Origin of the sequence: Chitinophaga niastensis (genome assembly GCF_003014755.1) — a bacterium.
GTDB lineage: Bacteria > Bacteroidota > Bacteroidia > Chitinophagales > Chitinophagaceae > Chitinophaga > Chitinophaga niastensis.
This window is the reverse complement of record NZ_PYAW01000003.1, coordinates 795,905-820,934: the sequence shown is the minus strand read 5'-3', so window position 1 is coordinate 820,934 and position 25,030 is coordinate 795,905. Positions and strand designations below refer to the sequence as shown.

Below are 25,030 nucleotides of genomic sequence, written 5' to 3'. Positions count from 1 at the left end.
GGTTATAGCATCATATGCCAAATACGATATTCCCTTGTGAGGAATGTATATACTCAGAATTTTGGTTGTTCAGTAATAACTTTACTTTCGTTGTTGGGTCCCTGTGGGCGCAGGCTGTCACGGGTTTCTCATTACGCCCAGACAACAGGTGTTTTCGTATTGCCAGACTTTGTTGTAACGTTTGTTGTAACTGTGAAATCTATTAGCAGATTACGAAATTTTGTAACGATTTCCGCCTTTTTTCTTTGCGTTAATTATGTTATATTTTTTCCACTGCAAAACTTCGTAAATTGCGGCCTTATGGATCAGTATTTATCTTTATTACAACATATTATCAAAGAAGGAGCAGTTAAAACAGATCGTACCGGAACCGGTACTACCAGCTGTTTTGGCTATCAGATGCGTTTTAATTTGCAGAACGGTTTCCCGGTGGTAACCACTAAAAAACTGCATCTTAAATCCATTATCTATGAATTACTGTGGTTTTTAAAAGGAGATACCAACACTGGCTGGTTAAAAGAGCATGGCGTAAGCATCTGGGATGAGTGGGCTGATAAAAATGGCGACCTGGGTCCTGTATACGGCAAACAATGGCGCAGCTGGGAAACCCGTAGCGGTGAAGTTATCGACCAGATCACTGTAGCGATAAATACCATCAAAAATAATCCCGATTCCCGTCGCATTATTGTGAATGCCTGGAATGTAGGCGAATTGTCTGAAATGAAGCTCAGCCCCTGCCATTGTTTATTCCAGTTTTATGTTACACCAGCCGATACCACCAAAGGCGAAACCCGCGGTAAACTGAGTTGTCAGCTTTACCAGCGCAGCGCAGACGTATTCCTCGGTGTACCGTTTAATATTGCTTCCTATGCCTTATTAACCATGATGATGGCACAGGTATGCAACCTGGAGGCAGGCGATTTTGTACATACTTTTGGCGACGTGCATTTGTATAGTAATCATGTGGAACAAGCACAGCTGCAATTAAGCAGACAACCATTCCCATTGCCGGTGATGAAAATCAATCCGGACGTAAAAGATATTTTCTCCTTTAAATATGAAGATTTTGAACTGGTGAATTATCAGTTCCATCCGGCTATTAAAGCACCGGTTGCTGTATAATCCCCCAAAAATATGCTTGTATCCATCATCGTTGCTGCATCAGAAAATAATGTGATCGGGATCAATAACATGCTGCCCTGGCGCTTGTCTACCGACCTGAAATACTTCAAATCCACCACCCTGGGCAAACCCATTGTGATGGGGCGTAAAACGTTTGAATCTTTAGGTAAACCACTGCCCGGTCGTCCCAACATAGTGATTACACGTCAGGCAGATTATCAGCCGGAAGGCGTGTATGTGGTAGGTTCCATTAAAGAAGGAATTGAAAAGGCCAAAACTTTTGAAGGCGAAGAACTCTTTATTACCGGCGGTTCCCAGATCTTTGAACAGGCATGGCCGTTAATAGAACGTATCTATCTTACCCGTGTATATGCCGTAGTACCCGGAGATGCATTTTTTCCACAAATAGATGGTAGTGAATTTGAGCTGGTAAGTGATGAGCGTCATGAAGCAGATGAGAAAAACGAGCATCCGTTTTCCTTCCAGGTGTGGGAGCGGATTAAATATTGATGTAAACGGCTACTTGAAAATAACGGTACCCATACCATTGGTGAGTTCCTTTTCCAATAAGTTCAGGTGCATCTGCATTTCCAGGCACCTTTTAATCTGCTCTATTTCAGTGGCCTTTTTAGCTTCTTCCTGATTTTCGTAAATCAGCTTTTTGATCTTACGGAGAATAAGATAGTTTGTAGTGGAGATGGTGTCTTTTAAATAGGCATTGTCTCCGTACACAGTGTCAATTTCAAAACGGTCTTTCCAGTTAATACTCAGGTCGGCCTCTTTATCTTCCAGGATATTAGCTATTTGTTTAGACAGGTTTTGATCTTCATGATACAAGAACCATTTCTTATCCTGTAAATTCCCGCTGTCATATAAAGCTTTGTATTCCCGCAGTATTCTTTTTACGATCTCACTTTCCGCCAATGCTTCAAAATCATAGGGGAGATGGAAGATGTAATCTGCCACAGTATTCTGTTCTTCTTCGCTGAAAGGTTTATCACCAAAACGCAGCAATATTTTCACCAGTTCTTTTTCCTGCTTTTCATGGCCGTTAAGCAATGATTCCACGGAAACGCCTGTTTCAGCGGCTTCCATGGCGGCAATAGCCTCTTCACTCAGGGTGTCATCGCTGGGGGCAGGATGGTTGCGGGCATTCGCCTGCTCCCGTTTTACGAGCCTGTCACGGATGTATTTATTCACCAGTGCTACTAACCCCTGTTCATCAATATGCAACAACTGGCTACACTGACGGATATAGTCCTGCTGACGGGTAAAATCTTCTGCTTTATCGATCTTGGAAATAGTTTCCGCGATCTCATTTACCAGCTGCGATTTTTTGTTGCTGTCGTTGCCGGCTTCCTGCATGGTCAGCTGCAGCTTAAACAGTACGAAGTCCTGCTTATGCTCCTGGATAAATGCGCGAAATGCCTCTGCGCCCAGCTTCTGTACATAACTATCCGGATCTTCTTTGTCGGGCAGCAATACCAGCTTCACGTTGAGGCCTTCTTCGATGGCCATATCCAGACCGCGTAAGGCAGCCTTTACGCCGGCGCTGTCACCATCATACAGGATGGTGAGGTTGTTGGTATATTTTTTTATAAGCCGTAGCTGGTCCTGCGTAAGTGAGGTGCCGCTGGAGGCAACCACGTTTTCCACACCTGCCTGGTGCAGGGACACCACATCCGTATAACCTTCTACGAGTAAGCACTCATTGAGTTTATCAATAGCGTGCCGCGCAAAGTAGGTACCATACAGTACCCGGCTTTTTACATAGATCTCGTTTTCCGGTGAGTTGATATATTTGGGCGCCCGGTCTGATTTTACCAGGATACGTGCACCAAAACCGAGTATTTTACCGGATTGATTATGAATAGGGAAGATAACGCGACCACGGTAATTATCTGCCGGTTGGTCGTTGCGAATGGTAACCAGCCCTGTTTTCTGTAAATATTCCAGGTTGTAACCCTTGGCAATGGCCGATTTGGCAAAGGCATCAAAAGTATTCAGGCAGTAACCCAGCTGGAATTTTTTGATCGTTTCGGCTGTAAAGCCACGTTCTTCAAAATAGCTGAGCCCTACATTTTGCCCTTCTTCATTATTAAACAGGGTGTCTGCAAAGTATTCGCGGGCGTAGTTGTTGATGATAAACAAACTATCCGCCAATTGCTGATGCTGTTTCAGCTCCGGACTTACTTCTGTTTCCTCAATTTCTACCTGGTACTTCTGTGCGAGCCACCGTAAGGCTTCTACATAGGAGTACTTCTCATGCTCCATGATAAAGCTGATGGAATTGCCGCTGGCGCCGCAACCAAAGCATTTATAGATCTCTTTGCCGGGAGAAACGGTGAAAGAAGGGGATTTCTCATTGTGAAACGGGCACAGACCAAGGTAGTTGGCGCCCCTTTTTTTCAATTTCACGAAGGAACCCACTATTTCCACAATGTCTATGCGGCTGAGGATCTGTTGTATGGAGTTTTGAGATATCACGGTACGATCAATGCAACTGCAAACATACGCCAGAATTACGAATTACGAATTGCGAATTACGGATTGCAGTGGAGATCAACACCAGGAGAGACTTTTTGCTTATCTCTCCGCTACCATCCGTAATTCGCAATTCGTAATTCGCAATTTCTTATATTTGATAGATTATCCAATAAGCCAAATCAATCTTATTTATCAGATGAAAGAAGTATTTATAGTAGCCACTGCCCGTACACCCATTGGGTCGCTTAACGGCGTGCTGGCGGGCGTTCCTGCCACACAACTGGGCGCCACCGTTATAAAAGCTGCACTGGAAAGGGCCGGTATTGCAGCCACTGAAGTGAATGAAGTTTACATGGGCAATGTGCTCAGCGCTAACCTCGGACAAGCACCTGCTAATCAGGCTAGTCTGGCTGCAGGTCTGCCCAACACGGTTCCTTGTACTACTGTGAATAAAGTATGCGCTTCCGGTATGAAAGCGATTATGCTGGGTGCACAAAGCATTTTACTGGGCGACAACGACGTAGTGGTTGCCGGTGGCATGGAAAACATGAGTGCAGTACCTTATTACCTGGATAAAGCCCGTACAGGCTATAAACTGGGCCATGGCAGCATAACAGACGGTATCATCCGCGATGGCCTCTGGGACCCATACAAGGATTTTCACATGGGCAATGCAGCTGAATTATGTGCTACTGAATATCACATTACCCGCGAAGAACAGGATGCTTTTGCTATTGAAAGCTACAAACGGGCAGCTGCTGCCTGGGAAAAAGGCTATTTCAACGCAGAAGTAGTGCCCGTGCAGGTACCGGGTAAACAAGTGGTGATCGTATCAGAAGATGAAGAGTACAAAAAAGTAATCTTTGAAAAAGTACCCACACTGAAACCTACTTTCCAGAAAGATGGTACCATCACAGCAGCCAATGCTTCCAATATTAATGATGGCGCAGCAGCAGTAGTGCTGGTGAGCGGTGAGAAGCTGAAGGAGCTGGGATTAAAGCCACTGGCTAAGATCATCAGCTTTGCAGATGCTTCTCAGGCACCGGAATGGTTTACTACCACTCCCGTAAAAGCGATTGACAATGCACTGAAAAAAGCCAACCTGCAAATTGGTGATATGGACTATGCAGAAGTAAACGAAGCGTTTTCCTGCGTGCCTATTGCCAATGCAAGAGACCTGGGTGTTTCCCTGGATAAAGTGAATGTATGGGGCGGAGCAGTAGCTATGGGCCACCCGATTGGCTGTAGCGGCGCACGTATTGTTGTTACACTCAATGCCATTTTGCATCAGAACAATGCCCGTTACGGTGTAGCCGGTATTTGTAATGGCGGTGGTGGTGCAAGTGCGATTATTATAGAAAGAGTTTGATGTGAAGGCCTTCGGCCTTTGTCTTTTTCAGGATTAGACTGATTAAGATGATTTTTCTGATTTTATTTTTTTCTTATAAAGAACCCAATCTCATTTCAATAATCTTATAGAAATCAGATATAGATATTTTATAAAGAAAGATAAAATCAGAAAAATCATCTTAATCAGTCTAATCCTGAAAAAGACAAAAGACAAAGGCCGAAGGCCTTCCTACTGCCTCAGTGCAATAACCGTATCTATTTTGTTCCCCGAATACCTCAATTGTATCCGCACACTATCCATTCCCTTCTTATCCATCTTCAGGGTGCGCAAAAAGGCCCGTGGCTTTACCACATCGGGTGTTATCTTCTCAAAAAATAAGTATTTATCTTCTACCAGGCTATAAACGGGATAGGTAGATAAAATGCCGCTGGTTTTGGTTTGCAGCGCATAATCATCATCTATTTCATAACGGTGAAAGTCGCTGTCAGATAATAATGTAATAGCAGCTACCAATGTGATCGTGCGCAGTGGCGGCAGTAATAATCCAAACAATAACAGGAATGGAAATCCAAAAAAAGACATCAGGTATACATGCCGTGCATCGTTACCTGGTTTGGATAAACCGTATACCAGCATGCCGGTGCCTGCGTACAGGGTGAAAAATATCCGCTCTGTTTGTGTGCCTTTGAAGCCATAATCATTGATCATCAGCAACAGGCATAACAGGGAGAGGAAGAGGAAAACCAGGTGAAGGTACCAGGTAAGGGCTCTCAGGACCGGCGCATTTGCTTTTTTAATTTTGCAGGAAAGGGCAGCCAGGAAGCATAAGGTCAGGATAGTTATTGTGATCATGACAGCAAAAAATTGTTGGCAGGCGCTGTTTAGGTTTAAAAAATATAAATATATGTAATTATCATAATAAATAAAAGAGAATATGTGTGTCATGGGTCATAATAATTATTAATCGGGCGTTTACTTTGCTTTTTCGTTAACAAACAATATTTTTGCCCTGCCTTTCGATAAGGCATTTAAACTTTCAATTAAGAATAGCATGCGTCAGATAGCTTTCAGACAAGCCTTAAGAGAAGCCCTGCAGGAGGAATTTCGCCGTGATGAACGGGTGTTCCTAATGGGGGAGGAAGTAGCCGAATACAATGGTGCTTACAAAGTGAGCCAGGGAATGCTGGATGAGTTTGGTCCAAAACGCGTTATTGATACGCCGATCGCAGAACTTGGATTTGCTGCCATTGGAGTAGGCGCTGCCCAGAACGGCCTGCGTCCGGTTATTGAATTCATGACCTGGAACTTCGCTGTACTGGCGCTGGATCAGATACTCAACACTGCTTCCAAAATGCTGGCGATGAGCGGCGGCCAGGTTGGATGCCCTATCGTTTTCCGCGGACCTAACGGTTCTGCCGGACAGCTGGGCGCTCAGCACTCCACTGCATTCGAAAGCTACTATGCCAATATCCCGGGCCTGAAAGTAGTGTCCGTTTCCAATCCATATGATGCAAAAGGTTTGCTCAAAGCGGCTATCCGCGATGACGATCCGGTTGTTTTCATGGAAAGTGAAGTAATGTACGGTGATATGGGTGAAGTACCTGAAGAAGAATATATCATTCCTATTGGTAAAGCAGATATCAAACGTGCAGGTAAAGATGTTACCATCGTATCTTTCAACAAAATGATGAAAGTGGCGCTGGGTGCAGCTGAAGAACTCGCGAAAGAAGGTATTGAAGCGGAAGTGATCGATTTGCGTACTATTCGTCCACTCGATTGGTTCACCATCCTGGAATCAGTGAAAAAAACTAACCGCCTGGTAATCGTAGAAGAACAATGGCCTTTCGCCAGCATCTCTTCTGAAATCGCTTACCGTATCCAGAAAGAAGGTTTCGACTACCTGGATGCGCCGGTTCGCCGTATCACTGCGATAGATGCACCCATGCACTATGCTCCTAACCTGGTTAAAATGTACCTGCCCGATATCGAGCGTACAGTGAAACTGGTGAAAGAAGTAATGTATATGAAGAAATAGCTTTTAGCAGTTAGCGATTAGCTTTTAGGATAAAAAAGAACGGAGCGAAGATCATCTTCGCTCCGTTCTTTTTTATGTTCATTCGCTTTGGTCATTTCTACTAAAAGCTAAAAGCTAAAAGCTAATCGCTAACTGCTAAAAGCTATAAAAACAAATCACTGGATAAATACCGGTCTCCCCGGTCGCAGATGATACTAACGATCACGCCACTACGTAAATCCTGGGATACACGTACAGCTGCTGCTACCGCACCACCACTGCTCATACCACAAAAGATAGCTTCTTCTTTGGCCAGTCTTTTGGTCATGATCCTGGCTTCTGCTTCAGAAATATCCATGATACGGTCTACCCGTGGTCTTTCAAATATTTTAGGAAGATACGCCTCCGGCCATTTACGGATGCCTGGAATCCTGGAACCTTCCGTAGGCTGACAACCCACTATCTGTACATCCGGATTCTGTTCTTTTAAATAACGGGACACCCCCATAATAGTACCGGTAGTTCCCATGGCACTTACAAAATGCGTCACCTGGCCGGCTGTATCTTTCCATATTTCCGGGCCGGTAGTTTTGTAATGCATGCCGTAATTATCAGGATTGGCAAACTGATTTAACATAAAATAACCGCCTTCTGCTACCCGCGCATTGGCGTAGTCAATGGAGCCTTCCATAGACAGCTCTTTAGGGGTGAGTGTTACTTTAGCCCCATACACTTCCATTGTGAGGACGCGCTCCTGTGTGGCGTCTGAAGGCATTACCAGTTCAATCTCCAAACCAAATAAACTGGAAATCATAGCCAGCGCAATACCGGTATTACCGCTGGTAGCTTCAATCAGTTTCATGCCGGGTTTAATTTCGCCCCTGTCCAGCGCGCCTTTGATCATGCCGTAAGCAGCCCTGTCTTTTACACTGCCAGCCGGGTTATTGCCTTCCAGTTTAGCGAATATCTTCACCGCCGGATTCACCGCAATCTTTTTTAATTCTACCATCGGCGTATTGCCGATCAGGTCTATGATGGAAGCCATTGAGCGTAATTATTTTCAATTTACAAAGATGGACGACCTTCGGTCGTTATTAGATTATCTTTCCCAGGATTAGGCTGATTAGCCATGATTTTTCTGATTACATTTCTCTTTTAAATTAATTGAGATCTGATAATAGTAATATTTGGTGTTGCTCTTTTTATAGAAAAAAATGTAATCAGAAAAATCATGGTTAATCAGCCTAATCCTGGGAAAGATAATTTCCCCGGCGAAGCCGGGCATATATTATTCCTGGTTCGTCTCCGAAAATTTATGTGCTGCTTTATAATAGATCCGCGAAAAAGGATCTACACTTTTAATTAACCACACATTACCGCCAATAACGCTATGATGCCCCACCACTGTATCGCCGCCAAGTATAGTGGCACCTGCGTAGATCACCACGTATTCTTCGATAGTAGGATGGCGCTTGCTGCGTGCCATACTTTTTTCTATGCTCAGTGCACCCAGCGTAACGCCCTGGTACAGCTTTACATGTTGTCCGATCACAGAGGTTTCGCCAATCACAATGCCGGTACCATGATCCATGCAAAACCAGGGAGCAATGGTGGCGCCGGGATGAATATCTATACCGGTGCGGGAATGCGCCAGTTCAGTGATCATGCGTGGCAGCAAAGGAATCTTCAGTTGATGCAGGGCATTGGCTATCCGGTAAAACGCAGTGGCGTAAAAGCCCGGATAGGCACGGATTACCTCATATAAACAGGTGGCTGCCGGATCGCCTTGAAAAATGGCTTCGGCATCTTTGGTGAGTTCATCATAAATCACCGGTACCTTATTCATAAAAGCATTACTGATGGAAGCAGCATCTGTAGGCAACTGATGTACCATAGACTGCAACAGGAGTTCCAGCTGTGTTTCCAGCTGATGACTGTATTGCTCCAACATTACCGGATCAGCCATTACCTGGCCGGTGTGTTCAGGAAATAACCAATTAATCAGGTTGGTGGCAAAATCATTTACCGCACCTGTGGCCGGATAGGCATTTGCCGCCGCCAATTGGTGTCTCCGCTTTAGCTCTTCGAGAAAATCGTTCATATGCGGATGAGATTACAGGTATTGGCTAGTTTGTATATACTGAAATTACGCATTTATCCCGTAAAGTTAGTAGACTGTTGTCTAAATATCAAACTGCATAAGGGTTGCAGCTGAATCATTTATATTCTTTTGCCGCTGCTCATGCATAAGCGCCTTCCATGATTACATCAAACACCGGGTCTTTGATATCGTAATAAGCAGTGCTGTTGTCAGGGAAATACCTGGCCAGCTGCTGTTTGATAGCGCCATAGGCCTGTGCTGCCAACGGGTGTGCACGCAGATAATCGCGGCACAGCAAAGGATAGCGCTGATTAAATTTCCCCTGCACCCGTATATGTAAATTTACGCTTCTTTCGTTCTTGTGATAGAAATGCTTTTGTAATTCATCTGCCGCCAGATCATCCCTTCCCGGAGGCCGGTGATCCTGCAGGTGCATTATTCTTTTAAATCCAAGCTGCTCTAACAGGGCCTGTACCGGCACTTCCAGTGATGTAACCGTTACCTGTATATCAATCACATCTTTGGCAGCCAAGCCTGGCACACTGGTGGAGCCTATATGGTCAATAGCCAATGCATATTTTCCAATGGCAGCCTGCAATTGTCGGGCAATCTCCTTAAATTCATATGGCCACAATGGATTATATGGCATTATTTTAATTGTTTCCCCCATATTAAATGATCTTAGATATCCTGCAATTTTAACTGATTAATCTTTATTTTTGCCCGTTGTATAAATGCCGGACATTGCCGGTAGTACAAAACCTAAAATTTACTATGGCTAACATTTTAATAATAGACGACGAAAAAAGCATCCGTAAAACACTCACGGAAATATTGAGTTACGAGGGGTATAAGGTAGATGAGGCTGCGGACGGGTTAGAAGGATTTAAAATGTTCCAGGCAAAGCCATATGATGCCGTATTATGCGATATCAAAATGCCTAAAATGGACGGACTGGAATTCCTGGAAAAAGCCAGGGAAGTGAATCCTGATATACCTATTGTAATGGTATCCGGCCACGGTAATATTGATACTGCTGTTGATGCGGTAAAAAAAGGCGCGTACGATTATATCTCCAAACCACCGGATCTCAATCGCCTGCTCATTACCCTGCGTAATGCCATGGATAAAACCACGCTGGTAACTGAAACCAAAACCCTGCGCCGTAAAGTGAATAAGGTGCCGGATATGATTGGTCAGTCAACACCCATTCTGAAGATCAAGGAAACAATAGATAAAGTAGCTCCTACTGATGCCCGCGTACTCATTACCGGTGAAAACGGGGTGGGTAAAGAGCTGGTAGCCCGCTGGCTGCATGAACGCAGCAACCGCGCTGCCGGCCCTATGGTAGAAGTGAACTGTGCTGCCATTCCAAGTGAACTGATAGAAAGTGAATTGTTTGGTCACGAGAAAGGCTCCTTTACCTCTGCGGTGAAACAACGTATCGGCAAGTTTGAACAAGCCAGTGGTGGTACCCTGTTCCTGGATGAAATAGGGGATATGAGTTTAAGTGCACAGGCAAAAGTGTTACGTGCATTACAGGAAGGCAAGATTACCCGTGTGGGCGGCGACAAGGAAATCAATGTGGATGTGCGGGTCGTAGCAGCTACCAACAAAGACCTGCTACAGGAAGTGGAAGAGAAAAATTTCCGCCTGGATTTATACCATCGTTTAAGTGTTATCCTTATTCATGTGCCGTCACTGAATGATAGGAGAGATGATGTGCCATTACTCGTAGATAGCTTCCTGGACGCGGTTTGTATTGAATATGGCATTACCCGTAAGGTATTGGACAAAGATGCCATGAAGGCGCTGCAAGGCCATAACTGGACCGGTAATATCCGTGAGCTGCGCAATGTGGTGGAAAGATTGATCATCTTATCCGGTAAAACCATTACCGTAGAAGATGTAGATGATTTTGTGGTGCCTAACCGCGATAAGAAAAAAGTGAGTTCATAACCAACAATATGCAAAAACATCTGTATCTGATCAGCGGTCTTGGGGCTGATGAGCGCATTTTTAACAACCTGCGCTTTCCCGGGAACTACCAGGTGCATTATTTGCAATGGATAACACCATTGCCAGATGAGCCCATCAGCAATTATGCCGCCCGCATGGCGCAAGGCATAAAGGCCGATGGGCCCATTACATTAATGGGTGTGTCGTTTGGCGGCATAATGAGCCTGGAAATAGCCAGGCATATCCCGGTAGAAAAAAACATTCTCCTCTCCAGTATTAAACTAACAGCAGAAAAACCACCTTACTATAATTGGGTAAGGAAACTGGGATTACATAAGCTTCCTGATCAAATCCTTTACCAGCGAAGGAATGTCATTGTCAAAAGATTTCTGAATATAGAAACAGCAGCAGAAAGGACCCTGGTAAATGAATATCTCGCGAAGCGGGATTATACCTATATGCGCTGGGCGGTGAATGTTATTCTGCATTGGGAAAACGAAATAGTGCCGGATGGATTGATTCATATTCATGGCGCAAAGGATTGGCCTTTCCCTGTTAAATATTTAAAGCCTACCCACGTAATTCCCGATGGTGGCCACTTTATGGTGCTGAACCGCGCGGAAGAAATTAATAAGATACTGGCCGCTAATCTTTAAAAACTATTGGTCAATGCGTCAAGATTGCTGAGTAACTGCACATTTTCCGGCAGCGGGTGGCTGAAGGGTGAGATGTGCGGGCCTGATAAGAGGATCTTTACGTGTGGATACTGAAGGCTCAGATCTGTTACAAAGCTGTTCAGGGCCTTGCGGGTAAGATTAGTGAGCATATGTGTGTAGATGTGCGTTATTTTTTTAGCAGTTACAAAAGGAGCCAGGTCAGACACGGGAACATTGGGACCGAAGCTGGTTACCCATTTGCCGTGCTTTTTCAGCAGGTATTGTACATACAACAAAGGAATTTCATGAAATTCTCCTTCCGGTAAAAATAGCAAAAAATGATCATCTGCCTGATAATTCATCGGCAGTCCGTCAATAGCCACCAGTATTTTAGTGCGGATAATATTGGAGGAAAAATGTTCCTGTGCTGTATTCACATTGCCGGTAAGCCATAATACACCAATTTTTTCAAGATAAGGGTAGATGACTTGTGTGATACATTTTTCAAAGCCTGCATGTAATACGAGGTTGAGAAAAATGCTTTCAAACCTGGGCTGGTCGTAGTCCAGCGTGGCCGCAATCAATTCATTTACCTGCATGAGGTATGTGTCACTGTCTCCGGCAATTTCCAGCGATAATTTATTTTGTTCTGCTGTTGACAAAGCAGCTATGCGCGAGATTTTTGTCCCGTGGTGGTACAAATAGGCGATACGTAACAACGCTTTCAGATCATCGTTATCGTAAATTCTGTGATTGGTATCCTTTCTTTTGGGCTGGAAAAGTGGATAACGTTGCTCCCAGATACGTATGGTATGTGCCTTTATACCAGTAAAATTTTCAATATCCTTAATGGTAAATTTATTCAACGCAGGTATAGTAAAGGGCCAAATTTAGGTAATTCGGAGCTGTTTCAATATATATATTAAAATTATAATAAATAATTCCTTAATCTATTTTTAAGAAAACTTTTGTAAAGGAAAAGCAACTGGCTAACAACAGAATATTATATTTGCCTTTTTAAGCATCTAATAAGCGCAACTGAATGAACCTGGCATTTTGGAAAAAAAATAAAGACAGTCAGCCAAAGAAGAAGAAATCTGCGGTAAGGGAATGGTTGGACGCTGGTATCTTTGCTATTATAGCAGCCACGCTTATCCGCACATTTATTTTTGAGGCCTATACGATCCCGACGCCTTCAATGGAAAAGACATTACTTGTAAACGACTTCCTGTTTGTAAGTAAGATCAGTTACGGCCCCCGTATTCCAATGACCCCACTGGCAGTGCCTTTTGTGCACCACACGTTGCCTTTCACTAAATCTGCCAAAGCTTATTCTGAAGCGGTGCAGTGGAAGTACAGACGTTTACCGGGATTTTCTGAAATTAAACGCTATGATGTAGTGGTATTCAACTTCCCGGAAGGTGATACCGTTGCAGTGGATTCACCTGATCCGAGCTACTATGGTCAGGTAAGACAACTTGGCTGGCAAACAGTGCAGAACTCCTCTCAGATCCTTCACCGTCCTGTTGATAAGCGCGAGAACTACATCAAACGTTGTATGGCAGAAGCAGGAGATACCCTGAAGATTGTTCATGGTGTGGTATATGTTAATGGTCAGGCAGCACCGGTTCCCGCTGGCAGCCAGCATAAATATGTGGTAGAAACCACTGGTGATCAGCTGAACAGCAGCCGCCTGGAAGAACTGGGCATTGCTACTACATCGCCCGACTTTTACCAGATTGAGGGAAACAAGTTTCTTTATAACCTGACACCTGCAAATGTGGCAGCATTGAAACAATTCCCGATAGTAAAGAATATTACTGTTTATGAAGAATCCAATTATTCGGACTTCAACTACAACAATATCTTCCCGCATGATACGGCGCATTACAAATGGACCGATGAAAACTTTGGTCCGTTGTATATCCCTAAAAAAGGAGCTACTGTAAAGCTGGACGACAGCAACATTGCTATCTACGACCGTATTATCCGCGTGTATGAAGGCAATACACTTGAAAGAAAAGATGGTAAATTTATCATCAACGGACAGGCAACTGATTCCTATACTTTCAGGATGAACTATTACTGGATGATGGGAGATAACCGCAATAACTCCCTGGATGCCCGCTACTGGGGCTTTGTGCCGGAAGATCACGTAGTAGGTAAAGCATGGCTTATCTGGATGAGTTACGGCGAAGGCGGCATCCGCTGGGGACGTCTCTTCAGAAATATCAGGTAAGCAATTGCAGGAAATATAATTTAAAGTAAATTACGGACTGGCATATTGCCGGTCCGTAGTTGTCTTTACCCCCAACTAGTACTGACTTGTGTACGATCTATCAGTAAAGGCTATACGTAAAACCCATTACTATTGTTGATATGGAAAAACAACTCCAACAGTTTGAATACCTGGTATATAACGACATCACCGGCCTGGATGATTCCGATACCTGGCTGCTTAAAGAAGCGCGGGAGGTAACCGCACATGCTTATGCCCCTTATTCTCATTTTCAGGTGGGTGCAGTGATTAAACTCGCCAATGGTGAGATAGTGGCCGGCTCCAACCAGGAGAACGCCTCTTTCCCTATCGGCCTTTGCGCAGAGAGGGTTGCCTTAGCCTCCGCTGCCTCTGTATATCCTAATATTGATATTGACACCATCGCTATCAGCTACCATAACCTGAACGGCGATAGTTCCCGCCCCATATCACCCTGTGGCATGTGCCGGCAGGCCCTGTCTGAGTACGAGATGAAGCAGGCGAGCCCTATCCGGCTGATCCTGGGCGGATTAAGTGGTAAAATATATGTGATTAGTCGTGCCAATGATCTGTTACCGCTTTCGTTTTCCGGCAGCGACCTGAATACCTGATTTTTTTAGCTGTTACATATCATTTATTTTCCATTTAAAAAATGCATATATAAATTATTAAATATTTATATTTGTCGGGCAACCTTAAATGTGCCACAATTGATGATAACCCGCCAGCTGTTAGGCTGTCTATCTTTTACTTTGCTGTTTACTGCTGCCTATAGTGAACCGGATGATATTTACTTTGGTAATAAATCATGCGCTGTAATCAACTACCGGGAAGGTATACACGCAAACAAGGATAGTTTACGAATAGCTGCGCGATACGAACAACAGGCTCATGATTTGTATAACAAAGGCCATTTCAGGCAGGCAGTAGTGCAATGGAAAAAATTATTGCGCTTGCAACCTACCAATGCTTTTGCTATGTTTATGCTGGGAAAATCGTATATGGGTTTAGGTGAGGAAGAGAAAGGTGCTGCCCTGTGTGATAAAGCTATGGTGCCTGGATTTGGAAAAATAACAACTGAATAATATCATTCGCCACAGTGTAGAGGGATTTTAAACAGCGCAAAAAGGATAGGCAAGCTTCTTTTTCGCTGCGCTGCTTACTGTGGTATTTTCTTCGGCAGCTTCAGCCACGGCGGCTGTAAGCTGCTAGCGCTGCGGTCCGCGAGGTCCGCAGCGTTTTAAGTATAGCTTTTAGCAGTTAGCTTTTAGCTTTTAGTAAAAATGCAGCGGAGATCAAGTATAATATTTGATCTCCGCTGCATTTTTACTAAAAGCTAAAAGCTATTTTTTACATCCGCTCCGGTACACGGATACCCAGCATTTTCATGCTCTGGGCAATAGTGTGGGCGGTTAGCATTATGATTTGTAAACGTAGCTTTTTCTTTTCTTCACTGGTAGCCCTGAGAATAGAATAGGTAGGTACACCTTCTATTTTCTCTGCATAAAATGAATTGAATAATTGCGCCAGCTGGAAGGCATAACCGGCAATAACAGCCGGGCTCAGTTCCCGGTGGGCTTCCGCCAGTATGCCAGGGAATTGCTCATTGAGGATGATCAGTTGTTTTTCCAGCGGTAATAACTCACCGGTATATTTATATTGCTCCAGTGCTTCTACAGGACCGGCATCTCTCAAAATTGATTTAATACGCGCATAAGCATATTGTATGAATGGTGCTGTAAACCCGTGCAAGTCAATAGACTCTTCCGGATTGAAGACCATTTTCTTTTTAGGATCTACGCGCAGCAGGAAAAATTTCATGGCACCCATACCGATGGTGTCATACAATTCTTTCAACTCAAATTCAGAAAAATCATCCAGTTTTTTACCTGCGTGTTGTGTTTTTTCTTCGGCTGTATTAACCATTTCCACAATCAGATCATCTGCATCTACTACAGTACCTTCTCTGCTCTTCATACGGCCATGCGGTAATTCCACCATGCCGTAGCTGAGGTGCAGAATACCCGGTGCAGAAGGTTCTTCGAGCTTTTGTAAAATCAGCTGTAGTACTTTGAAGTGATAGTTTTGTTCATCAGCTACTACAATTAAACTCCGGTCCATGTGATACTGCTCGTATTTCAAACGTGCCGTGCCCAGGTCCTGTGTCATGTACACAGAAGTGCCATCACCGCGGAGCAGCAGCTTCTGATCCAGTCCGTCAGCAGTGAGATCTATCCAGACAGAATTATCTTCTTTCTTAAATAATACTCCTTTGTTCAGTCCTTCAGCTACGAGGTTTTTACCTAACAGATAAGTCTCGCTTTCGTAGTACATCTGATCGAAATCAATGCCCAGGCGTTTGTAGGTTTGCGCAAAGCCTTCATACACCCAGCTATTCATGGTAGCCCACAGTTCCCGTACTTCGGGGTTGCCGGCTTCCCATTGCTGCAGCATGATTTTAGCCTGCTGCATGATTTCTGTTTTATTACGTGACATCTCTTTGATGTCGTCCATGATCTTCGTTGTCTTCTCTTTGTCTTCCTTCGTTTCCGGCTTGTGCAGTGCCGTTACCAGTTTCTCCAGTTTTTCGGTGTCTGCTTCTTCAAAATCGCGGAAATCGTTTTCCAGTACACGGTCAATGATAGGTTCGGCTTGTTCTTTTACTACAGACTCAAACTTTACATAATAATCACCTACCAGGTGATCTCCTTTAATACCGGAAGTCGCAGGCGTATCGCCATGTGCAAAAAGTTGCCATGCCAGCATGGACTTACAGATATGTATGCCACGATCATTTACCAGGTTGGCTTTGATAACTTCAAAACCATTGGCTTTCATGATCTCTGCTATCGAAAAACCGAGGAAATTATTACGTAGATGCCCAAGGTGCAAAGGTTTGTTAGTGTTGGGAGAGGAATACTCCACCATTACTTTTTTGCCATTAGACGGCTGTATACCAATGTTTACATCGCTGTAGTGCTGTTGCAGGAATTGCAACCACCAGGCCTCATTTATACTGAGGTTAAGAAATCCTTTCACAACATTGAATCGGGCAATCAGTTCCGGGTTGTGGGTAGTAAGATATTCACCGATGCGCTGTGCAGTTTCTTCGGGTTTCTGTCGGCTGAATTTTGTGAAAGTGAAAACGACAATGGTATATTCACCTTCGAACTCTGGCTTGGTAATATTGATAGAGATATCTGACTCAGTTACCTGCTGATCGTAAAGTGATTTAACGGCGGCCACTGCGGCCGTTCTGATTGATTGTACAACACTCATGCTGAAAATGATTAATGCGAGGGGCAAAGATAGCTAATTAGCGGAAAGCAGCGAAGGTTGTCTTTGGCAAAACACAATATGTGCCTCAGGCACATATTGTGTTTTGTAGCTTATGTCTTATTTTTTAGAATATATAGAACACATCGATCTGTGCACCGGAGTTCTTGCTGTCATGATTAAACTTGTCAGTATTAAAAACATTGGTCAGACCAAAGTTATATCGGCCACCAAAGCCCAGTCCCATGTCTGTTTTATAACCAAAACCGAAATTCAGACCAAAGTCTGTGGATCGCATGTCACTTTTAATATCTGTGGAATTGTCGCCTGCTTTCCATTTGGCACCAGCCAGGATGCCTACCTGTGGCCCTGCTTCCAGGTAAAAGGAAGGTACAATAGTATACTGCACCATTACGGGAATATTGATATAATCTGTTTTCAGGGTGCCGCTGGTATTTATCGCTCCCCATAAAATACTTTTGCTGTATTTTGTTCCCTGACCTGAGTATAATAATTCCGGCTGTATAGCCCAGCTTTTATCCAGTTCAATGTTTACTAATCCACCAATATTAAAAGAAGCACGTGTTTTATGACCATCGAAATTGGTCAGCTTCATCAGGTTCAATCCACCTTTAACACCAAATGTGACATTTTGTGCTTGTACTGCCAGCATAGTCCCGATGGCCAATACGCCAGACAGAATAAGTTTTTTCATGATATGTTTTTTTGTAACGCCTTGTTGGCAATAAATATGCCGGTTTACATAACGAAATAAAAACTACATGTTGTAGAAATTACAAATCCTTCAGCATCCAACTGTCACAGCCAAAATGGCCGGTGCTGCCCATAGGGCCTGTCAGGTAGCGAAACCCAAACTGTTCATACACTTTCCTGGCCCGTGCCAGTTCCGGGCTGGTTTCCAGGTAGCACTGCGCATAGCCGTTTTGTTTAGCATACTCCAGGCACATGGTAATGAGTTTCCCTGCGAGGCCTTTACCACGGGCTTCCGGCAGCAAATACATTTTTTGCAGCTCGCATATATGTGCTTCGCCACCATCCAGTGGGTGAATGCCGGCGCCACCAATTATCTTTCCTTCTTCTTCAGCTACATAATAGACCGCGCGTGGGATATTAAAGAGAGCAGATAAATGATCTGTTGTAGGATCGGAGAAAGCAGTTCCTGCTTTGTTCATGCCGAATTCTGTAAGGGTAGTTTTCACGATGTGGGCTACCACCGGGTCATCTGCCGGTATAATTGTTCTTATCAATATAGATTCCATTAAATAAAATTACGAATTACGAATTGCGAATTACGGATTTGTGAGGAGATATTCATGTAGATCTTCTTAAATATCTCCCCACAAATCCGTAATCCGTAATTCGCAATTCGTAATTTTCTAAAGCGGTTGCTTAAAATATAGTAAACTCCACCCTGCGGTTTTTCTGTCTGCCTGCAGCTGTTTTATTGCTGGCGATAGGCTGTGACATGCCATAGCCAACGGCTTCAATCTTGGAACTATTTACGCCTTTACCTACCAGGTAGGTTTTTACTGATTCTGCTCTTTCTCTTGACAGTGCCAGGTTGCGTTCTTTGTTACCTACATTGTCGGTATGGCCGCTGAGTTTCAGGTTCAGGTTTTTGCGTACCAGGAGGTCTGCCACCCTGTCCAGTGCCGGATAGGAGTGTGGTTTGATACTGGCTTTAGCGAAATCAAATTCAAGGTTCTGAATCGCTTCTTTTACGATACGGGTATCTTCTTCCGTAATAACTATTTTTTCTTCTTTTTTCTCTACCGCTACTGGCAGCGGACATCCGGCGCCGTCTACCTTCACGCCGGCAGGTGTGCCGGGGCATTTATCGAAGAAGTCAGAAACGCCGTCTCCGTCACTGTCTTTTGTCAGTTTATCTACGTCAGCAGCCAACCTGGCATTGTTTTGATTGGCAGCATCGAGCGAAGCGGCGAGGGTAATTTTCTGTGCTTCCAGCTCATCGTACATGGTTTTAGCTGGATTATGCCATTGCAGCTGTTTCTTGCCGGCCCTGCCCAGCGCGAATTCCAGTCCTGCATAACCATAAGAATATTTATCCTTGCTAGGGCCATGAACATAACCATCCAGGTTATCTCCATCTGTATAATACATAGTGTAGCCGAGGTCGAGGTTGATCATTTCAGAGAGCCTGAATTTTAATCCTGCTCCCACAGGAATGATCAGTTCTTTAATGCTGCCACTGGGTTTATCGTTGATCGTTTTGCCACTGGTTGTGGTAAGGGTAGGGTTGTAGCCAGCCAAACCGCCGCCCACAGAGGCATACAATTGAACAAAGTTTTGACGGAAGAGCCAGTTCACCGTAGTGATATTAAATACCGCATTTAAGGTGGCAGACCACTTCAGTTTTGTTTCATAGGAGCTGTAGGGGCTGGTAAGGGGCTTTACACCACTGAGACTTTTACTGTTATCGGCCTGTAATTTGCCACCTACATAGTCTGCGCGTAATGCCATGAAGTGGAGGAGCTGGTATTTTACATAACCACCATAGCCGGCAGATACTTTCCATTTGGTAAAGTCATTACTGCCACCGGTGAGGGCTACGGGTGCCAATAAGCCACCATTAACGCCAATAGACCATGTTTTGTACCCGCCGGTACCGTTAAAAAGCCTTCCGGAGGAGGAAGAAGCGGATTTGCCGGATAGTTGATCCTGAGCCTGGCTGATCATGGGGAGTACAGCCAAAAGCAAGCTTGTAGCCCGCCAGAGAGTGGATTTTTTCATAAGAATAACGTTAGGTTACTGAATTTGTAAGACTGATTGGATAATAAAAACGATGAGGTTAGGAATCAATAGCGCAAAAAAGAAAGGCGGTGGTTATGAATAATCCGGGGTATTTGGTATTACCGGTATTTTGTTCAGACAATCACAAAATAGTTAAGACTTAACCAAATATAAGGTACCTGACTGACATAATTTCATATTTTTTTGCTTGGCATAATCATTGACAAACCTACGACAAACACGAAAACATACTTACAACTAAAGGATAATCTTTAATACTATGGGAAAAATAATAGGCATTGACTTAGGGACTACCAATTCATGCGTTGCCGTAATGGAAGGTAACGAACCGGTAGTGATTGCCAATGATGAGGGAAGGAGAACAACCCCATCTGTAGTGGCTTTTTTGAAAAACGGAGAAAGGAAAGTAGGTGACCCTGCAAAGCGTCAGGCTATAACCAACCCCGTAAATACCATTATGTCAGTGAAGCGTTTCATGGGCCGTCATTTTGACGAAGTGTCCAATGAAGTTAGTCACGTTACATATAAAGTGGTAAAAGGTGATAACAACACTACCCGTGTAGATATAGACGGTAGATTATATACACCACAGGAGATTTCAGCCATGATCCTGCAGAAAATGAAAAAAACGGCTGAAGATTATTTAGGTCAGGAAGTTACCGAAGCGGTCATCACTGTACCTGCTTACTTTAACGATGCACAGCGTCAGGCTACCAAAGAAGCCGGTGAAATTGCCGGTTTAACAGTACGTCGTATTATCAATGAGCCTACTGCAGCTGCACTGGCTTATGGTATGGACAAAAAGCATCATGATAGCAAAATCGCTGTATTTGACCTTGGTGGTGGTACCTTTGATATCTCCATCCTGGAATTAGGTGACGGCGTATTTGAAGTAAAATCTACTAATGGTGATACACACCTTGGTGGTGATGACTTTGATAAAGTGATCATGGATTGGCTGGCTGACGACTTTAAGAAAGACGAAGCAGTAGATCTGCATAAAGATCCAATGTCCTGGCAGCGTTTGAAAGAAGCTGCTGAAAAAGCAAAGGTTGAATTGTCTTCTTCTCAGGAAACTGAAATCAATCTTCCTTATATCACTGCTGTTGATGGCGTTCCTAAACACTTAGTGAAAAAATTAACCCGCGCTAAATTTGAGCAGCTGAGCGATGACCTGGTGAACAGAACACTGGAGCCTTGCCGCAAAGCACTGAAAGATGCCGGTATGAACACTTCCGAAATTGATGAAATAATACTGGTAGGTGGTTCTACCCGTATTCCTAAAATCCAGGAAGTTGTTGAGAAATTCTTCGGAAAGAAACCTAATAAAGGTGTGAATCCGGATGAAGTAGTAGCTGTAGGTGCTGCTATACAGGGTGGTGTATTGACAGGTGAAGTGAAAGACGTACTGTTACTGGACGTTACTCCACTGTCTCTCGGTATCGAAACAATGGGCGGTGTAATGACCAAACTGATCGAATCCAATACTACTATTCCTACCAAAAAATCTGAAACCTTCTCTACAGCAGCTGATAGCCAACCAAGTGTGGAAATCAATGTATTGCAGGGTGAAAGACCAATGGCTAACCAGAACAGAACGTTGGGTCGTTTCATTTTGAGCGATATTCCTCCTGCTCCGCGTGGTGTGCCTAAGATCGAAGTTATCTTTGATATTGATGCTAACGGTATCCTGCATGTAACTGCAAAAGATACTGGTACTGGTAAAACCCAGAACATCAGAATTGAAGCTGGTAGCGGTTTGAGCAAGGAAGAAATCGAAAAGATGAAAGCCGAAGCAAAAGCTAACGAATCAGTAGATAGAGAACAACGCGAAAAAATCGAGAAGCTGAATAAAGCAGATAGCCTGATATTCCAAACTGAAAAACAAGTGAAAGAATACGGTGATAAATTACCTGCTGATAAAAAAGCTACCATTGAAGCAGCACTCGAAAAATTGAGAGAAGCACACAAAACTCAGGACGGTGCACAGCTGGATACAGCTACTGCTGAACTGGAAGCTGCCTGGACTGCTGCTTCTGAAGAGCTGTACAAAGCTTCTCAGGGTCAACCGGAAGGCGCACAGGCTAACGGTGGTCAGCAACAGGGTCAACCTAATGCGGCTAACGATGGCGTAACTGACGCTGAGTTTGAAGAAGTAAAATAAAAAGCTGTTGGCATTTAGCTGTTAGCTTTTAGTATAAATGATTGAAGCGGGGATGAGAGCGGATTTTTATAATCTGCTTTTGTCTTCGCTTCAATCATTTATACTAAAAGCTAATGGCTAACAGCTAATCGCTTTCTCCTTTCCGCTTAATTCCTTACTTTGTTCTGGCTTAGCCGGGATCAGATGCATCAAAGATTACGTTTTTACCTTCGTTACCACACTCATTACGGGCAGGATATATACCTGCTGGGAAATGTACCTTTGCTGGGTAATGATGTGCCGCAACACGCACATCGCATGCAGTGGCTGAGTGAAGATTGGTGGTATACGGATATTCAACTGGCCCCCGGAGAAATATTCACCCTGCAGTATCAGTATATTTTAAAAGAGCTGGAAGATATTGTGTATGAAGGGGCTGTAAGAGCGTTTACCATCATGCCCGGATTTCACCGGGAACTGGTTTTTACTGATACCTGGAATGATGCCGCCCAACGGGAAAACGCCTGGCTCACCGCTCCCTTTACCCGTGTTTTTTTTAAAAGACCCATCGCCGCTACAACAGGAACACTAACGGCTACGCATATATTTCGTGTGCAGGCACCCCTGTTAGCAAGCAATAAAACAGTTTGTTTATCAGGCAGTACTTCGCAAACCGGCAACTGGAACATATTACAGCCAGTACTGCTGCAATACGATGCCCAGGACTGGTTTTCTGTAGCGTTAGACCTCTCCGGTGTACCCATGCCCCTGCATTACAAATACGGTGTTTATGACCTGGATACACAGCAGTTTGTACACTTTGAAGATGGTGACAACAGGGAAATGCATACCGTGGCAGTAGCAGGCAGACAGGTAATTATGCATGATGGCATGATGCGGATAACACATACACCCTGGAAAGGGGCTGGCGTATCTGTACCGGTGTTTAGTTTGCGTAGTCCCGAAAGCTTTGGTACAGGCGAATTTGCAGATCTGCCACTCCTGGCACAATGGGCACAGCAAAGCGGACTGCAACTCATACAGGTACTACCAGTGAACGATACCATCCAAACAAATACCTGGAAAGATTCCTATCCCTACTCAGCTATTTCCTCCTTTGCATTGCACCCGCAATACATACGGCTGGACGAGGTAGGTAAACTGCCGGATACACATCCGCTGCAGCGGCAATTTGATAAATTACGGCAATGGCTGAACGAAAAAGATGCGGTGGACTATGAAACCGTACTTTCCTTTAAGCTGGCTTATCTCAAGGCATTATACGAGGCAGAAGGGGAGAAGCTGCAGACCCGTGATTACTGGCAGTGGTTTGCTTCCAATGAACACTGGCTGTTGCCTTATGCGATCTTCTGTTACCTGCGGACAACCTATCAAACAGGTGATTTCTCACAATGGCCTGTTCATAACGTATACGACTACACGGCTATTAATAAACTGGTGATAGCAGATGAAGCCGCCGCCGCCGCAGCTCATTACCATTTTTTTGTACAATATCACCTGCACCGGCAGCTGAAATCTGCTGTGGAGGCTGTACATAGCTATGGGGTAGTACTGAAGGGAGATATTCCCATTGGTATTGCCAGGTACAGTGTAGACACCTGGATGAATCCGGAGCTATATCACTTGGACATGCAGGCAGGCGCACCGCCTGACAGCTTTACCTCATATGGGCAAAACTGGGAGTTTCCTACCTATAACTGGAAACGCATGGCGGAAGATGGGTACGACTGGTGGCAACAACGGCTCCGCCACATGTCAGTTTATTTTGATGCCTTCCGCATTGATCATATCCTTGGCTTCTTCCGTATCTGGCAGATACCGCTGGACGCAGTACAGGGCTTGCTGGGATATTTTCATCCAGCCGTTCCCGTTAGCCGGGAAGAACTGCTGCAACGTGGAATTGATTTTGAAGAAGACAGATACTGCACTCCTTATATCACTGATAAGATCCTGGAGGATGCCTTCGGCAACTATGCGGGCATGATGAGGGACAGTCTCCTGCAACCTGTTGCAGGCGGACATTATAAGCTGCTCCCAGCCTATAATACCCAACATAAGGTAAAGGAAATGGAACTGCCGGAAGCGGTAAAGACTGTTCTCTATGCACTCATTGCAGATGTGTTGTTTATTAAGGTAACAGGCAAAAACAGAAACGTTTATCATCCCCGCTATGATATGGCAGCCACCCATTCTTTTGCAGCACTGGACAAGGCTACGCAAAAAAATCTGCTGGCCTTATATCATGATTATTTCTACGTACGACAGGAGAGCTGCTGGAGAAAAGAAGCGGTACATAAGCTGCCACTGATAAAAAGAGCTACCCATATGCTCATTTGTGGGGAAGACCTGGGCATGGTACCTCATTGTGTGCCCGGCGTGATGCAGGCACAAGGCATATTAAGCCTGGAAATACAGCGTATGCCCAAGGATGTTGATGTGTTATTTGCCAACATCTCCCGCGCACCTTATCTCTCGGTATTAACGCCTTCTACCCACGATATGAGCACACTGCGCGGCTGGTGGAAAGAGAATGCAGGCATCTCCCAAAAATATTACGAACAGGAGCTGCATCATACCGGACCTGCTCCTGTAGCAGCTGATGCTACTTTAATCCGGGAAATTATTACACAACACTTGCAGGCGCCAGCTATGTGGCGTATATTTCAGATACAGGATCTGCTGGCAGCAGCGGGCCATATCACAACACAACACCCGGATGCGGAAAGGATTAATATTCCGGCAGTTTCATCGCATTATTGGCGGTATAGAATACCCGGAATAATTACAAATTACGAATTGCGAATGACAGATATAAGCGAAGATATCTTTTGTTCGTAATTTGAAATTTTA

Annotated in this window: 21 protein-coding genes; 11 read left to right on the top strand and 10 right to left on the bottom strand. The window is 44.3% G+C overall.

The genetic code is table 11. The features are described from left to right. The first annotated feature begins 300 nt into the window (after positions 1 to 300). Positions 301 to 1,122 carry a thymidylate synthase gene (locus CLV51_RS18010; protein ID WP_106529442.1) on the top strand — a complete coding sequence of 274 codons (822 nt, stop codon included), beginning with the start codon at positions 301 to 303 and terminating at the stop codon, positions 1,120 to 1,122. Between the two features lie 12 nt (positions 1,123 to 1,134). Next, positions 1,135 to 1,632, top strand: coding sequence for a dihydrofolate reductase (locus CLV51_RS18005; RefSeq protein WP_106529441.1), 498 nt, complete (start codon positions 1,135 to 1,137; stop codon positions 1,630 to 1,632). A gap of 9 nt (positions 1,633 to 1,641) precedes the next feature. Here the strand turns inward: CLV51_RS18005 and dnaG are convergent, their stop codons facing one another. Then, positions 1,642 to 3,609 (bottom strand): DNA primase, encoded by a 1,968-nt coding sequence (gene dnaG / locus CLV51_RS18000; RefSeq protein ID WP_106529440.1) that lies wholly within the window; start codon positions 3,607 to 3,609, stop codon positions 1,642 to 1,644. A 196-nt stretch (positions 3,610 to 3,805) separates the two neighbouring features. Here dnaG and CLV51_RS17995 point away from each other — a divergent pair, with 196 nt between their 5' ends. Continuing rightward, positions 3,806 to 4,978 carry an acetyl-CoA C-acyltransferase gene (locus CLV51_RS17995; protein ID WP_106529439.1) on the top strand — a complete coding sequence of 391 codons (1,173 nt, stop codon included), beginning with the start codon at positions 3,806 to 3,808 and terminating at the stop codon, positions 4,976 to 4,978. 210 nt (positions 4,979 to 5,188) lie between these two features. Here the strand turns inward: CLV51_RS17995 and CLV51_RS17990 are convergent, their stop codons facing one another. Further along, complete coding sequence (locus CLV51_RS17990) at positions 5,189 to 5,812, bottom strand: hypothetical protein (RefSeq protein ID WP_146151313.1); 624 nt, start codon at positions 5,810 to 5,812, stop codon at positions 5,189 to 5,191. 148 nt (positions 5,813 to 5,960) lie between these two features. On the opposite strand from CLV51_RS17990, the gene CLV51_RS17985 reads away from it, so the two are divergent. Then, complete coding sequence (locus CLV51_RS17985; RefSeq protein ID WP_425430494.1) at positions 5,961 to 6,995, top strand: pyruvate dehydrogenase complex E1 component subunit beta; 1,035 nt, start codon at positions 5,961 to 5,963, stop codon at positions 6,993 to 6,995. 142 nt (positions 6,996 to 7,137) lie between these two features. On the opposite strand, the gene cysM is transcribed toward CLV51_RS17985, so the two are convergent. The 3 genes from cysM to CLV51_RS17970 all read right to left on the bottom strand — a co-directional run bounded on the left by cysM (position 7,138) and on the right by CLV51_RS17970 (position 9,724). Beyond that, the gene (gene cysM, locus CLV51_RS17980) at positions 7,138 to 8,019 is read right to left on the bottom strand and encodes a cysteine synthase CysM (protein ID WP_106529436.1); all 882 of its coding nucleotides are present in this window, start codon (positions 8,017 to 8,019) and stop codon (positions 7,138 to 7,140) included. A 243-nt stretch (positions 8,020 to 8,262) separates the two neighbouring features. After that, positions 8,263 to 9,075 (bottom strand): serine O-acetyltransferase, encoded by an 813-nt coding sequence (locus CLV51_RS17975; RefSeq protein ID WP_106529435.1) that lies wholly within the window; start codon positions 9,073 to 9,075, stop codon positions 8,263 to 8,265. Between the two features lie 139 nt (positions 9,076 to 9,214). Beyond that, entirely contained in the window at positions 9,215 to 9,724 is a 510-nt protein-coding gene (locus tag CLV51_RS17970; protein ID WP_106529630.1) for a GrpB family protein, read from the bottom strand. A 125-nt stretch (positions 9,725 to 9,849) separates the two neighbouring features. Here CLV51_RS17970 and CLV51_RS17965 point away from each other — a divergent pair, with 125 nt between their 5' ends. Further along, a complete protein-coding gene (locus tag CLV51_RS17965) occupies positions 9,850 to 11,034 on the top strand; it encodes a sigma-54-dependent transcriptional regulator (RefSeq protein ID WP_106529434.1) in 1,185 nt (394 codons plus the stop codon). An 8-nt stretch (positions 11,035 to 11,042) separates the two neighbouring features. Continuing rightward, positions 11,043 to 11,690: an alpha/beta fold hydrolase gene (locus CLV51_RS17960; RefSeq protein WP_106529433.1), complete on the top strand. Its 648-nt coding sequence runs from the start codon at positions 11,043 to 11,045 to the stop codon at positions 11,688 to 11,690. On the opposite strand, the gene CLV51_RS17955 is transcribed toward CLV51_RS17960, so the two are convergent. Further along, entirely contained in the window at positions 11,687 to 12,556 is an 870-nt protein-coding gene (locus CLV51_RS17955) for a MerR family transcriptional regulator (protein WP_106529432.1), read from the bottom strand. The genes CLV51_RS17960 and CLV51_RS17955 overlap by 4 nt on opposite strands. A 176-nt stretch (positions 12,557 to 12,732) precedes the next feature. Between CLV51_RS17955 and lepB the strand changes: the two genes are divergently transcribed. The 3 genes from lepB to CLV51_RS17940 all read left to right on the top strand — a co-directional run bounded on the left by lepB (position 12,733) and on the right by CLV51_RS17940 (position 15,032). Next, positions 12,733 to 13,929 (top strand): signal peptidase I, encoded by a 1,197-nt coding sequence (gene lepB / locus CLV51_RS17950; protein WP_106529431.1) that lies wholly within the window; start codon positions 12,733 to 12,735, stop codon positions 13,927 to 13,929. 140 nt (positions 13,930 to 14,069) lie between these two features. After that, positions 14,070 to 14,558: a cytidine deaminase gene (locus CLV51_RS17945; RefSeq protein ID WP_106529430.1), complete on the top strand. Its 489-nt coding sequence runs from the start codon at positions 14,070 to 14,072 to the stop codon at positions 14,556 to 14,558. A gap of 99 nt (positions 14,559 to 14,657) precedes the next feature. After that, a complete protein-coding gene (locus CLV51_RS17940; protein WP_146151312.1) occupies positions 14,658 to 15,032 on the top strand; it encodes a tetratricopeptide repeat protein in 375 nt (124 codons plus the stop codon). Between the two features lie 265 nt (positions 15,033 to 15,297). On the opposite strand, the gene argS is transcribed toward CLV51_RS17940, so the two are convergent. The 4 genes from argS to CLV51_RS17920 all read right to left on the bottom strand — a co-directional run bounded on the left by argS (position 15,298) and on the right by CLV51_RS17920 (position 19,995). Further along, positions 15,298 to 17,226 (bottom strand): arginine--tRNA ligase, encoded by a 1,929-nt coding sequence (gene argS / locus CLV51_RS17935; RefSeq protein ID WP_106529428.1) that lies wholly within the window; start codon positions 17,224 to 17,226, stop codon positions 15,298 to 15,300. A 124-nt stretch (positions 17,227 to 17,350) separates the two neighbouring features. Next, entirely contained in the window at positions 17,351 to 17,938 is a 588-nt protein-coding gene (locus CLV51_RS17930) for a porin family protein (RefSeq protein WP_106529427.1), read from the bottom strand. A gap of 79 nt (positions 17,939 to 18,017) precedes the next feature. After that, positions 18,018 to 18,503 (bottom strand): GNAT family N-acetyltransferase, encoded by a 486-nt coding sequence (locus CLV51_RS17925; RefSeq protein ID WP_106529426.1) that lies wholly within the window; start codon positions 18,501 to 18,503, stop codon positions 18,018 to 18,020. 130 nt (positions 18,504 to 18,633) lie between these two features. Beyond that, entirely contained in the window at positions 18,634 to 19,995 is a 1,362-nt protein-coding gene (locus CLV51_RS17920; protein ID WP_106529425.1) for an OmpA family protein, read from the bottom strand. Between the two features lie 280 nt (positions 19,996 to 20,275). Between CLV51_RS17920 and dnaK the strand changes: the two genes are divergently transcribed. Then, positions 20,276 to 22,180, top strand: coding sequence for a molecular chaperone DnaK (gene dnaK / locus CLV51_RS17915; RefSeq protein WP_106529424.1), 1,905 nt, complete (start codon positions 20,276 to 20,278; stop codon positions 22,178 to 22,180). Between the two features lie 183 nt (positions 22,181 to 22,363). Beyond that, positions 22,364 to 25,018: a 4-alpha-glucanotransferase gene (locus tag CLV51_RS17910; RefSeq protein WP_106529423.1), complete on the top strand. Its 2,655-nt coding sequence runs from the start codon at positions 22,364 to 22,366 to the stop codon at positions 25,016 to 25,018. Positions 25,019 to 25,030: the final 12 nt, after the last annotated feature.

What these genes read in the sequence shown, in the direction of transcription:
- CLV51_RS17990 (WP_146151313.1), bottom strand. Translation starts at nt 5,812, where the DNA reads ATGATCACAATAACTATCCTGACCTTATGCTTCCTGGCTGCCCTTTCC.
- CLV51_RS17925 (WP_106529426.1), bottom strand. Translation starts at nt 18,503, where the DNA reads ATGGAATCTATATTGATAAGAACAATTATACCGGCAGATGACCCGGTG.
- CLV51_RS18010 (WP_106529442.1), top strand. Translation starts at nt 301, where the DNA reads ATGGATCAGTATTTATCTTTATTACAACATATTATCAAAGAAGGAGCA.
- CLV51_RS18005 (WP_106529441.1), top strand. Translation starts at nt 1,135, where the DNA reads ATGCTTGTATCCATCATCGTTGCTGCATCAGAAAATAATGTGATCGGG.
- CLV51_RS17995 (WP_106529439.1), top strand. Translation starts at nt 3,806, where the DNA reads ATGAAAGAAGTATTTATAGTAGCCACTGCCCGTACACCCATTGGGTCG.
- cysM (WP_106529436.1), bottom strand. Translation starts at nt 8,019, where the DNA reads ATGGCTTCCATCATAGACCTGATCGGCAATACGCCGATGGTAGAATTA.
- CLV51_RS17975 (WP_106529435.1), bottom strand. Translation starts at nt 9,075, where the DNA reads ATGAACGATTTTCTCGAAGAGCTAAAGCGGAGACACCAATTGGCGGCG.
- CLV51_RS17945 (WP_106529430.1), top strand. Translation starts at nt 14,070, where the DNA reads ATGGAAAAACAACTCCAACAGTTTGAATACCTGGTATATAACGACATC.
- argS (WP_106529428.1), bottom strand. Translation starts at nt 17,226, where the DNA reads ATGAGTGTTGTACAATCAATCAGAACGGCCGCAGTGGCCGCCGTTAAA.
- lepB (WP_106529431.1), top strand. Translation starts at nt 12,733, where the DNA reads ATGAACCTGGCATTTTGGAAAAAAAATAAAGACAGTCAGCCAAAGAAG.
- CLV51_RS17910 (WP_106529423.1), top strand. Translation starts at nt 22,364, where the DNA reads ATGCATCAAAGATTACGTTTTTACCTTCGTTACCACACTCATTACGGG.
- CLV51_RS17970 (WP_106529630.1), bottom strand. Translation starts at nt 9,724, where the DNA reads ATGCCATATAATCCATTGTGGCCATATGAATTTAAGGAGATTGCCCGA.
- CLV51_RS17930 (WP_106529427.1), bottom strand. Translation starts at nt 17,938, where the DNA reads ATGAAAAAACTTATTCTGTCTGGCGTATTGGCCATCGGGACTATGCTG.
- CLV51_RS17965 (WP_106529434.1), top strand. Translation starts at nt 9,850, where the DNA reads ATGGCTAACATTTTAATAATAGACGACGAAAAAAGCATCCGTAAAACA.
- CLV51_RS17920 (WP_106529425.1), bottom strand. Translation starts at nt 19,995, where the DNA reads ATGAAAAAATCCACTCTCTGGCGGGCTACAAGCTTGCTTTTGGCTGTA.
- CLV51_RS17960 (WP_106529433.1), top strand. Translation starts at nt 11,043, where the DNA reads ATGCAAAAACATCTGTATCTGATCAGCGGTCTTGGGGCTGATGAGCGC.
- dnaK (WP_106529424.1), top strand. Translation starts at nt 20,276, where the DNA reads ATGGGAAAAATAATAGGCATTGACTTAGGGACTACCAATTCATGCGTT.